Below are 13,424 nucleotides of genomic sequence, written 5' to 3'. Positions count from 1 at the left end.
AATTACTGTATCATGGGCTGGTTCATGTCCGGCAGCTCCAGCATCGGGGCATCTAATGCTTCCTGAGGAACCTGAATCACCAAATCATCCCCATAACGATACTCCTCAAAATTCATCATCATCTCCAAAGCGCTGATGGGCATGGGTTCTCCCATGAATTCATCACTATATGTCATGATGATGTTAAGTTCGGCATTGCGGGGTAAATAGTCAGCAACACCGATATGTTCAATACCCCAGTAGGTTATAGAATCAATGATTTCTATAGACTGGCTCATGGCTTGCTGTAAATCCGCATTATCCCCAAATTGACCCATGGCGGCGTTTAAGAATTTGCTGAGATCATCGATACGGCCATAAAAAGCGATTCGGTGAACCTCTTCTCCGCCAACCTGTGTCGTCCCCAGCAAATTATAATGAAGGTACTCTTCTAATTCCGACGGGATAGCATTCCCCTGCTTTTCAGCCATTTCCATGATTTCCTTCAGATCAGGCATCAGTTCTTTTGGATAACGGTACCATTTCATGGTTCCGATTTCCTCATCTGGGAGCTGTTGATACATCTCACCGCCAGCCATATAGGTTTCCATCGTCATCGTTTCTTCCCCGCTGCCCGGCAGGACCATCGTCATGGTAATTTTCTGATGGATCTGATCCGGCAATACCATTTCCTGTTCAATTCTCATCTTCGAATCCCCGAGAGGAATTTCTTCGGCACCCGCTACCCCTAATCTTGGGGTCATCTTCATGGTGCCCTCCAAAACCATACTCAAGGTCTGGTTCTTTGCCTGAACAGCTTCTTGAGTTTTTTCTACGATTTGAAGCGCTTCCGGTTGGGAAGTAAAGACCTTATTCAGAAAAGCAGCCCCTTCTTCCGCGTTTAATATGTCGCCGGGTTCTCCTGTGATCAAGCCATGATAATTGAGCCAGGAATAAAGATTATAGCCCCAATGTGTGGCGTCTAAAGGAGCATTACCCTGTTCCGGCGGACTTATATCATCCTTCAGCCCCAAGGTCCGTCCCACAAAACTGACAGCTTCCAGGCGGGAGATTTCTTTTTCCAAACCCATATCTCCTCCCGGATATCCCTGAATAATTCCTTTTTCCACCAGCAAAGAAGCCGGACCTTGATCCCCTTCCTCTCCTGTCAGTTGAGCTGCGTCTACCAACATGGCGGCAAAATCTCCCCTGGTAAAGGTACCGTCATCCTCTGCGCCCCATGCTGTACCCGAGACAGCCAACAACATTACCAGGATCATCCCAAAAAACCTTTTCTTCATACCATCTCCTCCTTTCATTCTTTTCCTCTGTTCTTAATTCCCTCAGAGGCATTCATCTTCCTGCAAATTTTCGAACTTTTTATAGAGTTTCAGGAGCTCCATCCATAGTCCAAAGATAGCAGAAACTTTACCAACTTATTGACGAAATAATTGGGTCATTTGTTCCCTGATTTTCATGGGCAAAACAGAAAGATGAGGTGCAAAACAGCAGCTGGCGTCTTGAACCTCATCCTCAAAAAGCGAAACTTCTGTCAGCAGGGGTTTTCTTCATCCCCTACTGACAGTTAGTTGAACCGATCAGGAACTAAGCGTCCTTTATCGAAAATAAATCATCGGCAATCATAATTATAATTGGGGTTTTCTTGCCGAGTGCCCACTACAACAACTGGGGATCATCTTTCCAGCTATGCAAACTAGCCGGATCTTTGGCATTGGTATCGCGGCCGTTCTGGGGCAAATCCTTGGCAGTAGCAGGGTTAGCAGGCATGGTAGGCACGTTTAGGTCTATCCCTCCACGAGCATTATCCTGCACCCAGGCATCGTGGCTGTCAGATTTCATCGGTGTCGGATCCACATCGTCAAAAGAGATACCCAGAGCCTCAGCCACTCCTTTGCCATACTCGGGATCGGCCATGTAACAATGATTAATATGGCGATGCTTGATCTGCAGCGTCGCGTCCCCCAGGTTCCGTGCTGTATTTTCAAAAAGTACCAGCTTTTGTTCAGGGCTCATCCCTCGGAAAAGCATTCCCGGCTGAGTAAAATAATCATGGTCATCAGCACGGAAGTCATACTGATAGACATCGCCGCCTTCTTGAATCGGCTCGGCGGTCTGGGGATGGTCGGTCCAATTGCCATAGCTGTTGGGCTCATAATGAAGCTCGCTGCCCATGTTTCCATCCACTCTCATCTGGCCGTCACGATGAAAACTATGAGGATTTTCTACTCCCTGAGGGCCATTGACAGGAATCTGATGATGGTTGACACCAAGACGATAGCGCTGGGCGTCTCCATAAGCAAATAACCGGGTCTGAAGCATACGGTCCGGAGAATAACCAATACCCGGCACATTGTTGGCGGGGTTAAAGGCTGATTGCTCAACGTCGGCAAAATAATTGTCCGGATTCTTGTTAAGTACGATTTCGCCCACTTCAATCAGCGGGAAATCCTTCTTAAACCACATTTTAGTCAAATCAAAGGGGTTATACGGCATGTTTCTGGCTTGTTCTTCTGTCATAACCTGAATAAACATGGTCCATTTAGGGAAGATTCCCTTCTCGACGGCTGTATAGAGATCTCGCTGATGACTTTCCCGATCCTTTGCCACCACCATTTCCGCTTCCTGGTCCGTCAAGTTCTGGATGCCCTGCTGACTGCGAAAATGGAATTTAACCCATACCCGCTCATTGGCTGCATTAATCAGGCTGTATGCATGACTGGAGAATCCATGCATATAACGGTAAGAAGAAGGAATACCCCGGTCACTCATGATAATCGATACCTGGAGTAATGATTCAGGAAGGGATGTCCAAAAATCCCAGTTATTATTGGGACTGCGCATATTGGTGCGGGGATCACGCTTAACAGCATGATTCAGATCAACAAATTTTTTCGGATCCCGAAAAAAGAAAACAGGTGTGTTATTGCCTACAAGATCCCAGTTCCCCTCTTCGGTGTAATATTTCATGGCAAAACCGCGGATATCCCGCTCTGCATCGGCAGCACCCCGCTCACCGGCTACTGTAGAAAAGCGCATGAACATCTTGGTTTTCTTCCCGACCTGGGAAAAAATCTTCGCTTTCGAATATTTCGTGATGTCGTGTGTGACTGTGAATTCACCGAAGGCTCCGGATCCTTTGGCATGCATGCGCCGCTCCGGGATAAGCTCGCGGTTGAAATGAGCATGCTTCTCAAGCAGCCAGGCGTCCTGAAGGACTTGGGGCCCTCTTGGTCCAGCGGTCATCGTATCTTGGTTGTTGATCACTGGGGCACCATTCTCACGCGTTATACCGGCATGTTCACCTTTGACATCGTTTCGGCTGGGTAAAGGTTCACCTAACCTGTTCTTTTGCATGGGATCATTGTTTGTCATGCTAATCACCTCTCTCATCATTTTTACTATTGTGAAAGCAAGAGTATATATTAATAAGCATTTTGCTAATTATTATCATTATATCATATGTATTCTTAAATTTTAAGTTATAGATTCATTAAGAAAACTAAAAAGCTTTCCCCCCGTGCTTTTAAATCCTTAGGATTTTTTCTTCATCAAACGGAAAATAATAAAAGCCAAAATCCCCAGACCCAGCACTGTATACGTAGCGTAAGAATATGTATTCATAAATTTGATGATATCTTCCCAGGATGCGCCCAGGAACGCCCCCGCCTGCACGAGAATGGTGTTCCAAATCAGCGTTCCCGCGATAGTATAGACAAGAAAAAGGGGAAATTTCATCTGAGACATCCCGGCAGGAATGGAAATGAGACTGCGAATCACTGGAACCATGCGGCAAAAAAACACGGTCCAATATCCATAACGCTGAAACCAGGAACCGGCCCTGTGCACATCCGTTACCTTTAAGCCCAGAAAATAACCGAAACGCCCAACAATTTTTTCCAGCTTATCGACATCAATGAGATACCCGATGCCATAAAGGATCATGGCGCCAAAAACAGATCCCACGGTGGCAGCGATGATCACACCAAAAACAGTCAGATCCGTATAAGTTGTCATAAATCCGCCTAAAGCGAGAATGACTTCCGAAGGAATTGGCGGAAAAACGTTTTCCAAAGTAATTAACAAAAATACACCTAAGTAGCCATATTGCCCCATGAGGCTGATAATCCAATTTTGCATAACCGCTCCTTTTAATTCACTTGCTCTACCAACCGGCGGGTGCATTTCTCAGCTTCATACAAAATGCGTTCTTCGTCCAGAGTCAGCAGTTGACGGTTCTCCATCACGACCTTACCATCAATCAGAACCGTCTTAACATCGCTCCCCTTGGCGGCGTAGACAAGGTGAGCTGCTGCATCATGATGAGGATAAAGATGGGGCTGATGAAAGTCAACCAAGATGATATCTGCTTTTTTCCCCACCGCAATCTGACCGATTTCCCCGGTTAAATTCAAAGCATCGGCGCCGTTACGGGTTGCCATTGCCAGTACCTGATAAGCTGGAAGAACTGTGGGATCCATGGCAGCTACCTTCTGCAGAAAACTGGCTGTTCTCATCTCTTCAATCATATCCAAATTATTATTGCTGGAAGCGCCGTCCGTACCGATGGCAACAGTAATCCCTTTCTTAAGCATCTGAGCCACAGGAGCAATGCCACTGGCCAGCTTCATATTGCTTTGAGGATTATGGGCAACTTTCACCTTTTTATCAGCTAGGAGTTCTATCTCTTGCTCATTGACATGAACCACATGGGCCGCTAAAACATGATGCTGAAACAAACCGACCTCATCCATCAAGGCAACAGGCCTTTTACCGTACTCTTTTTCGATATCAGCCACTTCAGTCAGGGTTTCTGCTAAATGAATATGGATGCCCACACCTAGCTGTTCCACATAGCTGAGGGCTTTTTTCAGAAAATCCGGCGGACAGGTATAAGGGGCATGAGGGCCCATCATGGTGGTAATCCGTCCTTCTCCCTTGCCCTGCCAATTTTTGATAAAATCAACGGATTCAAGCAAGGCCTTCTCCCCATTAGCACCCAGGCCGGTCATCCCCCGGGCCAATACCCCCCGCATACCGCTTTCATCTACCGCGCGGGCCACTTGATCCATCATAATATACATGTCTGCAAAGGTGGTGGTGCCGGACTTAATCATTTCTACAATGCTGAGCAAAGTACCCCAATAAATATCTGCATCGGTCATCAAATTTTCGATCGGCCAAATCTTTTTCTGCAGCCAATCCATTAAGGGCATGTCGTCAGCATAACTGCGCAAAAGTGTCATCGCCCCGTGGGTATGGGTATTGACTAGACCTGGGATGGCCACACAATCGGTGCCGTCAATGATTTTGTCAAAATCCTCCTCATCCGAGATCTGCCCCACCCCGCTGATTTTGCCCTGAGAAATTGCAATATTTCCCCGGATACAAGGTTCTTCCCTTGCGGCTGCTTCTTCTGTCATGGGGTAAATCAGAGCATTTTTAATTAATATCTTCATCCTTGCACCTCATTTACTTCTTACTTTGTCCGTAATGTTTCAAGAAACTTTCTCGCAAGTTTTTGGTTTCCACATCATTCAAAACATGGGCCGTGCCCAGAGATTTGGCGTTTAAAAAAACCTGGGCGAGTTTTTCCACTAATACAGCTACGGTAAAAGCTTCCTCCAAGGAACGTCCTACCGCCACGACACCATGGTTCGCTAAAAGTACGGCATTCCTGTTTTCCAAGGCGCGTACCCCATGAATAGCCAATTTCAGAGAACCGGGGGGTGCGTAACGGGCAACTTCCACCGGCCCGCCAATTAACTGGGCCGCTTCCTCTAAAACAGGGGGAATCCGTTCCTGGGCTACGGCAAAAGAACAGGCATAATTACTGTGAGTATGAACGACAGCCCCTACGTCGGATCGTGCTTTATAGATTTCTTGATGCAGAATGAATTCTGAAGAAGGTTTTCTGTCTCCCTCTACAACCTCCCCGGCGAAATTCATGGTCACAATATCCCCCGATTTTAATTGATGATAAATCATCCCGCTGGGGGTAATATGATAGTTTTTATGGTTGGGAACGCGGCAGCTGATATTGCCCCAGGTACCCACCACCAGCTGAGCATCAACCAGCTTTTTACCCACCTGGATGATTTGATCTTTTAATTGTACTGCAGAATGAATAATCACAAAAATCCTCCTCAGACCGGCTGTTCACTTATAGGATTATTTTTTTAATAATTTCCTGATCAGGATGGTGGATGATACCTTTTTCCGTTATAATGGCCGAAATCAAATGATGGGGGGTGACATCAAAAGCCGGATTAAATACAGGTACATCCAAGGGCGCGCTCTGAAACCCGAAAATGTTCCGTACTTCTTCCGGGCTTCTTTCTTCAATCGGGATATCCTCCCCCGCAGCAAGAGTTAAATCAAAGGTACTGACCGGGGCCGCCACATAAAAAGGGATGCCATGGGCATGAGCCAATACCGCCAGGCTGTAAGTGCCGATTTTATTGGCCACGTCGCCGTTGGCTGTGATCCGGTCTGCTCCCACCAGCACCAGATCAACCCACCCCTTTTGCATCACAGAACCTGCCATACTGTCCGTAATCAAGGTCACGGGGATATTTTCCTCCATCAATTCAAAAGCTGTCAGGCGGGCCCCCTGGAGGAGAGGCCGGGTTTCATCCGCGAAAACCTGCACCTTTTTCCCGGCTTCATGGGCGGCACGAATCACACCCAAAGCGGTGCCATAGCCGCCCGTGGCCAATGCTCCGGCATTGCAATGAGTGAGGATTGACCCTGCTTGAGGAATCAGCTCTTGGCCCAGCCGGCCCATTTTCTGATTCAGGATCAGATCCTCCCTTAGGATTCCATGAGCCTCCTCAAGGAGGGTTTGATAGATCATGGCCGGTGCTTGCGCCGGGTTTATGCGTTGCTTCATCCGGTCCAAAGCCCAGAAAAGATTGACCGCCGTAGGTCGGGAAGCTGCTAATTCCCGGGCAGCGTGACCCAGTTCTTCATGAAAAGCGGCCGAGTCCTTCTGACTCCCTGACCAGGCAGCCAAAACCATGCCGTAGGCCGCGGCAGCACCAATGGCAGGAGCACCCCGTACCACCAGCCTTTTGATGGCGTCAACCACATCTTGATAGTTTGTACAGGTAAAATAACACACTTCGCCGGGCAACTTGGTCTGATCCAATAAAATCAGCTGATGGTCTGCCCAGCGCATGGTTTCAAGCATCGAGAACCACCTATCCTTCATTTATTTCAAGAAGCAATGCCGCATTTACAGGTACGTTCCTCCGGCATATTTTCCACTGTTTTCATCAGTAGTTTGGACAAATTAGCACTGTTCTCAGACATCACATCAAGTACCTCTTGGTGGGATAACTCCGTGGGAGAAATGCCGGCGGCAAAATTCGTCACCATGCCAATGGTGGCATAGCAAAGGCCCGCTTCCCGAGCTAAAACCACTTCCGGGACACTGGTCATACCAACCACATCTCCCCCCAGCATTTTAAACATGCGAATTTCTGCCGGTGTTTCAAAACGAGGTCCTTCCGCAGTAACATAAGTGCCTCCTTGATGCACCGTAATCGGCAAATTCTGCCCCTCTTGGGCCAGAACCTTTATTAATTGAGGGCAATAAGGATTGGTCATATCCGTATGGGTAACCCCCTGTTCCCCTCCATCAAAAAAAGTACTGATGCGGTTTTTGGTGAAATCTAAAAACTGATCCACCAGGACAAAGCTTCCCGGGGCCATCGTTTCATTCAGGGAACCTACTGCCGCCGTAGCCAGCACCCTTTCCACACCCATCTCTTTTAAGGCCCGGATATTCGCCCGGTAATTGATTAAATGGGGCGGCAGGGAATGAGTGGCGCCATGGCGAGCCAGAAAGATGATTTCTTTTCCCTGGTAAGTGCCCTTTGCCATCTTCGCTTTGCCGTACACATTTTCCACAATCATTTCCTGAACATCTGATAAAATATCCGGATTGTAAACGCCGGTTCCTCCAATAATTGCGATTTTGGGTGCCATTTATGCTTCCTCCTCTGCAAATAAGGCCTCGGCAAACTCCTCAGCCTGAAAATCTTTCAGATCATCAATCCCTTCTCCAATACCGATCAGCTTGACAGGGATTTTCAGTTCATCCCGAATACCCACAATGACACCACCCTTTGCGGTACCATCCAGCTTCGTAAGGCAAATCCCGGTTACGTTGACCACTTCACTGAACAGTTGGGCTTGGGAAATGGCATTTTGGCCGGTGGTGGCATCCAAAACCAACAGAACCTCAACATTCGCCTCCGGTAATTCCCGAGCAAGGATTTTTCCCACCTTGCGCAGCTCTTCCATTAAGTTAGTTTTATTTTGCAGCCGACCGGCGGTATCAATGATCAGCACATTATCCCGACGGGAAGCTAAGGATTTACAGGCATCAAACACAACAGCCCCGGGATCAGACCCTTCCTGATTGTGAATAACCTCTACCCCGACCCGCTGACCCCAAATGAGCAGCTGATCAATGGCCGCGGCCCGAAAAGTATCTCCTGCCGCAAGCAAAACCCGATGATTTTCCTTCTTCAAACGATGAGCCAGTTTGCCGATGGTGGTGGTTTTACCGGCCCCATTGACCCCCACCACTAAAATGACATTCTTTTTGTCTTTGTCCACATTTAAGCCCAGTTCGTCATTGTCCCCTACTAAGATATGAGCAATTTCTTCTTTCATGACTTCCCGAAGCTGGGAAGCATCCTTCAGTTTTCTTTCTTTCACGCGCCGCCGCATCGTTTCCACCAGTTTCATGGAGGTATTGACGCCCACATCGGCTTGAATCAACGTTTCTTCCAGCTCTTCAAAAAGATCTTCATCAATGGTTTTGTTGAAGGTCAACACCGTGGAGACCTTCTCCACAAAACCCTGACGGGTTTTTGTCAAACCCTCTTTTAACTTATTAAAAAAACCCAACCCGTAATCCTCCTTATCTGCACCTTGTTCTATTGGCCTCCTGGCCTTATCCATATTTTATCATACTAATTTTATGATTACTACCGGACGAATTTAAGAAAACCGCTCCCACCAAAGATCAGGAGATCTTGATGCTCTCACCTGTTTCTTTAAAGAAAACGGTGGGGATAAAATGGTCCTGCACCCGATGATAGCTTTTCATCGTCGCCGCAATCCATCTCTCATCATCCCTCTCCCTCCGGGGCAGATGAAGGGCAGCAATTTGTTTCGGCCGGATATAATTTTCAATCACTTGCCGTGCTGAAGGACGGGTCAGATAGGGAAAAGGAGCAATCAATAAATCCACTGAAGACTCCAGCAGATACAGATGTTCAAAGTTTTCCGAAACGGGATTGGCATCACCCACATGGAGAATTTTCTTGCCCATTCCTTCAATCAGATAGGCAAGATGATCCACTTTTTCATAGTCCCGTCCCATATGAACCATGGGGCATAAATGAACGGCAAGATCTCGGCTTTGAAAACATCTATTCCTTTGCCTGGGTGCAGATTCCTGACTGAAACTCCGGGAAATCAGCTTCGCCTCCAAATGCACAATCTGATCAATGGTTTCCTGACTGCCGATGACACAGGCTTGGGGGTGCTTTTCCAAAAACTGCACCGTGCTGGAAGCATCAAAATGATCCCCATGATGGTGGGTAAAAAGTAATAATTGAATATTATGATAAGGAGGGATGCTCTCCATGATTTTCTTTCTAATAGGTTCCGGCAGCCCATGAAAGGGTGCAATATCGGCAGAGCATAATCCATCAATCAGGATTTGTTGGCCCTGAAAATCCAGTAATACACCGGCATTGGCAACGTAGGTAATTTGACAGATCATAACCACCTCTTTCTTTAAGCACTAATCACTTCCAGATCCGACAGTTTTACAGATAAGCATTTGGAGACCCCGTTTTCCTCCATGGTAATGCCATACAACACATCTGCGATCTCCATGGTTCCCTGGCGGTGGGAAACAGCGATAAATTGACTTACTTGAGAAAGTTCATGCATATAGGAGGCAAAGCGATCCACATTGGCCTCATCCAAAGCTGCCTCAATTTCATCCAAGACGCAAAAAGGGCTGGGCTTGACATTGAGAATGGCAAAAAGAAGGGCAATCCCCGTCATGGCCTTTTCTCCCCCGGAGAGCAAATTAAGATGCTGTAATTTTTTCCCCGGAGGCTGCACCACCAGATCTACACCGGTCTCTAAGATATTTTCCTGATCGGTCAAGCGCAGTTGGGCACTGCCGCCGCCAAAAAGCTTGGTAAAAGTTTCGTTAAAATGGAAACTAACTTGTTCAAAGGTATCCTGAAAACGGCGGATCATAATATGATCCATCTCACCGATGACCTTAAACAGGGATGTTTTAGCTTCGACCAAATCCTGTTGCTGCTCCGTTAAAAATGCATATCGCTCAGAGACCCTTTGATACTCTTCGATCGCGCCCCGATTAATGGTTCCCAAAGCGTCTATTTCCCGGGCGATCTCATTAATTCTCATCGTCGCCCCTTTTCTAGAGGGCAGCTCCTCCTTTTTCAGGAGTGCTTTTTCAAAGGTTAAACTGAACTTTTCCTCCATTCTTTCCCTTTGCTTCTCCCATTCCATCTCCCAGCGGTTCCTTTTTAATTCCCACTGGTGCAGTTCCTGGTTTAACTGGGCCTGGATTTTACTCATTTCCCGGTCTTCCTTTTCCAGCCCGGTAAGATACTGATGTTCCGCTGTGCGGTTGTGTTTTTCCTCATTCAACCGGCCTTCCAGTGCTTCTTTTTCCCGGCTCAAATCCAAGAGCCGCTTGCTTCCCTCCAAAATCCCGGTTTCCTTCTCTGCCAATTCCAATTCCAGGATCCTGGCTTCCTCTTGTTTTTTGGCCTGGAGAGCATGGCGGCTTTCCTTTTCTTCACTGAGACGTTGCAGGGTCCGCACTACCTCCCCCTCTTCCTGGGTCACTCCGGCCAGCTTGACTTTTGCAGCGGTCAAATCATCACTTTTTTCATTTAAATTTGCCTTTTGCTCTTTTAGTTCTTCTTGAAGAGACAAAAGAGCGGCCGTCAAATTCTCATTTTCCTTTTCCTGTTCTGCTTTTGCTTCGGTAAGCAACTTTTCTTCCCGATGCAGTGCTTCTTTTTCCCGTCTGTTATCAAAAATTTCCTCACGCACTGCCTGTAGATTCTTTTCGGCCATGGTACGGGCTTCTTTAAGCTGACCCTCTTCCCGCTGATTTTGCAGCAATTGATGTTCCCATTCCCGAAGCTGGTCTTGTTTTTGCTCCAGGATATTTTTCTCCCGCTGCAGTCCTTCCCGGCAATCTGCCAGGCTTTGTTCTGATATTTGAAATTCCCGGGTCAGATTTTTGACCCTTTGCTCTAATACACCCATCTCATTGATACGGGATAAGAGATTGCCCCCTTTCTTTTGTTGACTGCCGCCACTCAAAGAACCACCGGAATGAATCTGATCCCCTTCCAAGGTAACGATCCTAACCTGATGCTTAAGGGTTCGGGCCGCGATCAAGGCGGCATCCATATCTTCTACCACCAGAATCCGTTTTAAAAGAAAATCCACCGCCGGACGCACTTTTGTCTCACAGGTGATCAATTCAGATGCAAAACCCAGCACGCCTTTTTGCCCTTGAATCTTCATCGTTAATTCTTGGTTTTCCGGCCGATGAATGACATTCAGGGGTAAGAAAGTAGCCCGTCCTCCTTTGATGCCTTTTAAATACTCAATCATTTTTTTGGCATCCACATCTGTTTCTGTAACAATATCCTGCAGGCCGCCCCCCAGGGCCGTTTCCACGGCCAGACGCACCCGGTCCGGCACCTTGATTAATTCCGCCATCACCCCAACGACCCCTGCTGCCGCTAAATGTTTTTTCCGGGCAGCCAATAAAACCGCTTTGACCCCAGGAAAATAGCCTTCATAATCGTGCTGCATTTCCTGCAATAAATTGAGCCGAGCTTTGGAAGATTGCAGCTGCTCTCTTTGGTCCATCTGCCGGGCGTTCAGCTGCTCTGCTGTTTTTTCCGTGACGCGGATTTTTTGGGTTAAATGAGATAAGCTTTCTTCCGCCAATGTCATTTCCCGGCGCATCCCCTCTGTGCCGACGCCCAATTCCTTTTGCTTTTCCTCGTTTTCCTCCATAAATTGCATGAATTCCTTTTCCTGCTCTTTTGATTTGGACCATAGATGATCTAATGTCTTTGCCTTTTGGCTGCAGGCGGAAATTTTATTCCGTAATTCAGCCATATGCTGCATCAGGTCAAAGGAATTATTTTTTAAATTTTCAATATTTCTTTCCATAGTGATAATCCCGCTGGATTTTTCCATTTGGGCATCCTCCCGGGCTTTGATCAAATCCCGGTAATTCCGTACAGATCCTTGTAAGGTATGGTAACGCTCTTCTTCCAGGGCGATATTTTGAGCCAATTGGGATGATCCTTGAATCAATGTCTCAATTTCCTTCTCGTATTTCCCAAGTTCTTCTCTGATTGCATCCCGGCGAGCTCTCTTTAGTTTTCCTTCCGACTCCTCTTGTTCCAACTGACGAAAGACCTGAAACACATTTTGCTGCAGGCCATTAATCTCTTCATCCCATTTTGCTAACCGCAGACGCAATTCTTCAATATGAGCTTCATTTTTTCCCCGCTGGGCTTCCGTTTCCATAAGCTCTTGTTGTTTCTTTTCTCCCGTCGTCTGAGCTTCATTTAACTTTGCCCACGTATCCTCCATGGTATGAACCAATAGGTTTATTTCCAGACGATCACTTTCTTCCTTTAAAGCCCGGTACTCTTCCGCGCGCTCCGCTTGCTCCCGCAGAGGTTCCACTTGTGATGCCAGCTCATAAATAATATCCCGGATCCGGTCCAGACTCTGCTCCGTATCCTGAAGCTTACGGGCAGCTTCCTTCTTCCGGTTCCGGTATTTAACGATCCCGGCAGTCTCTTCAATAATGCTTCTCCTATCCTCCGCCTTGGCAGATAAGATTTCATCCACCTTGCCCTGGCTGATAATGGAAAAACCATCCGTCCCCATGCCGGTATCCTGAAAAAGCTGATGGATATCCTTCAAACGGCAAGGCGCATTGTTAATCAAATATTCACCTTCTCCCGATCGATAGGTGCGCCGGATGATGCTGACTTCATTAAATTCCAAAGGCAAAAAACCATCGCTGTTGTCCAGCACCAGGCAGACCTCTGCCATCCCCAAAGGCTTACGTTTTTTGGTACCGGAAAAAATTACGTCCTCCATTTTGCTGCCCCGCAAGGTTTTGACACTTTGCTCTCCCAAAACCCAGCGAATGGCATCGGTGATATTGGATTTGCCGCTGCCATTCGGCCCTACAATCACAGATACCCCTGGCCCGAATTCCAGTTTCGTTTTATGGATAAAGGATTTAAATCCCTGTAGCTCAATTGATTTAAGATGCATCTTGTCCTCCCAAATAAATCTTTCACAAA

10 protein-coding genes are annotated in these 13,424 nt (G+C 47.2%); all 10 read right to left on the bottom strand.

The window, feature by feature from the left end:
* Positions 1-2 precede the first annotated feature (2 nt).
* The 10 genes from CEQ75_RS07090 to smc all read right to left on the bottom strand — a co-directional run bounded on the left by CEQ75_RS07090 (position 3) and on the right by smc (position 13,395).
* A complete protein-coding gene (locus tag CEQ75_RS07090; protein ID WP_089609706.1) occupies positions 3-1,280 on the bottom strand; it encodes a DUF6612 family protein in 1,278 nt (425 codons plus the stop codon).
* A 376-nt stretch (positions 1,281-1,656) separates the two neighbouring features.
* On the bottom strand, positions 1,657-3,372 hold the full coding sequence (locus tag CEQ75_RS07085) for a catalase (protein ID WP_089609705.1): 1,716 nt from the start codon (positions 3,370-3,372) through the stop codon (positions 1,657-1,659).
* A 159-nt stretch (positions 3,373-3,531) separates the two neighbouring features.
* A complete protein-coding gene (locus CEQ75_RS07080) occupies positions 3,532-4,137 on the bottom strand; it encodes a DedA family protein (protein WP_089609704.1) in 606 nt (201 codons plus the stop codon).
* 11 nt (positions 4,138-4,148) lie between these two features.
* Positions 4,149-5,456 carry an amidohydrolase gene (locus tag CEQ75_RS07075; RefSeq protein ID WP_089609703.1) on the bottom strand — a complete coding sequence of 436 codons (1,308 nt, stop codon included), beginning with the start codon at positions 5,454-5,456 and terminating at the stop codon, positions 4,149-4,151.
* Positions 5,457-5,469: 13 nt separating this feature from the next.
* Positions 5,470-6,132, bottom strand: a complete 663-nt coding sequence (locus CEQ75_RS07070; RefSeq protein WP_242965396.1) for a class II aldolase/adducin family protein — start codon at positions 6,130-6,132, stop codon at positions 5,470-5,472.
* Positions 6,133-6,160: 28 nt separating this feature from the next.
* Positions 6,161-7,189 carry an S-methyl-5-thioribose-1-phosphate isomerase gene (gene mtnA, locus CEQ75_RS07065; RefSeq protein ID WP_089609702.1) on the bottom strand — a complete coding sequence of 343 codons (1,029 nt, stop codon included), beginning with the start codon at positions 7,187-7,189 and terminating at the stop codon, positions 6,161-6,163.
* 26 nt (positions 7,190-7,215) lie between these two features.
* Complete coding sequence (gene mtnP / locus CEQ75_RS07060; protein WP_089609701.1) at positions 7,216-7,989, bottom strand: S-methyl-5'-thioadenosine phosphorylase; 774 nt, start codon at positions 7,987-7,989, stop codon at positions 7,216-7,218.
* A complete protein-coding gene (gene ftsY / locus CEQ75_RS07055) occupies positions 7,990-8,919 on the bottom strand; it encodes a signal recognition particle-docking protein FtsY (protein ID WP_242965395.1) in 930 nt (309 codons plus the stop codon).
* A gap of 118 nt (positions 8,920-9,037) precedes the next feature.
* On the bottom strand, positions 9,038-9,802 hold the full coding sequence (locus CEQ75_RS07050; RefSeq protein WP_089609699.1) for an MBL fold metallo-hydrolase: 765 nt from the start codon (positions 9,800-9,802) through the stop codon (positions 9,038-9,040).
* Between the two features lie 14 nt (positions 9,803-9,816).
* Entirely contained in the window at positions 9,817-13,395 is a 3,579-nt protein-coding gene (gene smc, locus CEQ75_RS07045) for a chromosome segregation protein SMC (protein WP_089609698.1), read from the bottom strand.
* Positions 13,396-13,424 lie beyond the last annotated feature (29 nt).

The sequence above is a fragment of the Dehalobacterium formicoaceticum genome (genome assembly GCF_002224645.1).
Taxonomy (GTDB): domain Bacteria; phylum Bacillota; class Dehalobacteriia; order Dehalobacteriales; family Dehalobacteriaceae; genus Dehalobacterium; species Dehalobacterium formicoaceticum.
Note: the sequence above shows the minus strand (reverse complement) of the source record. Positions and strands in the feature narration are given on the sequence as shown.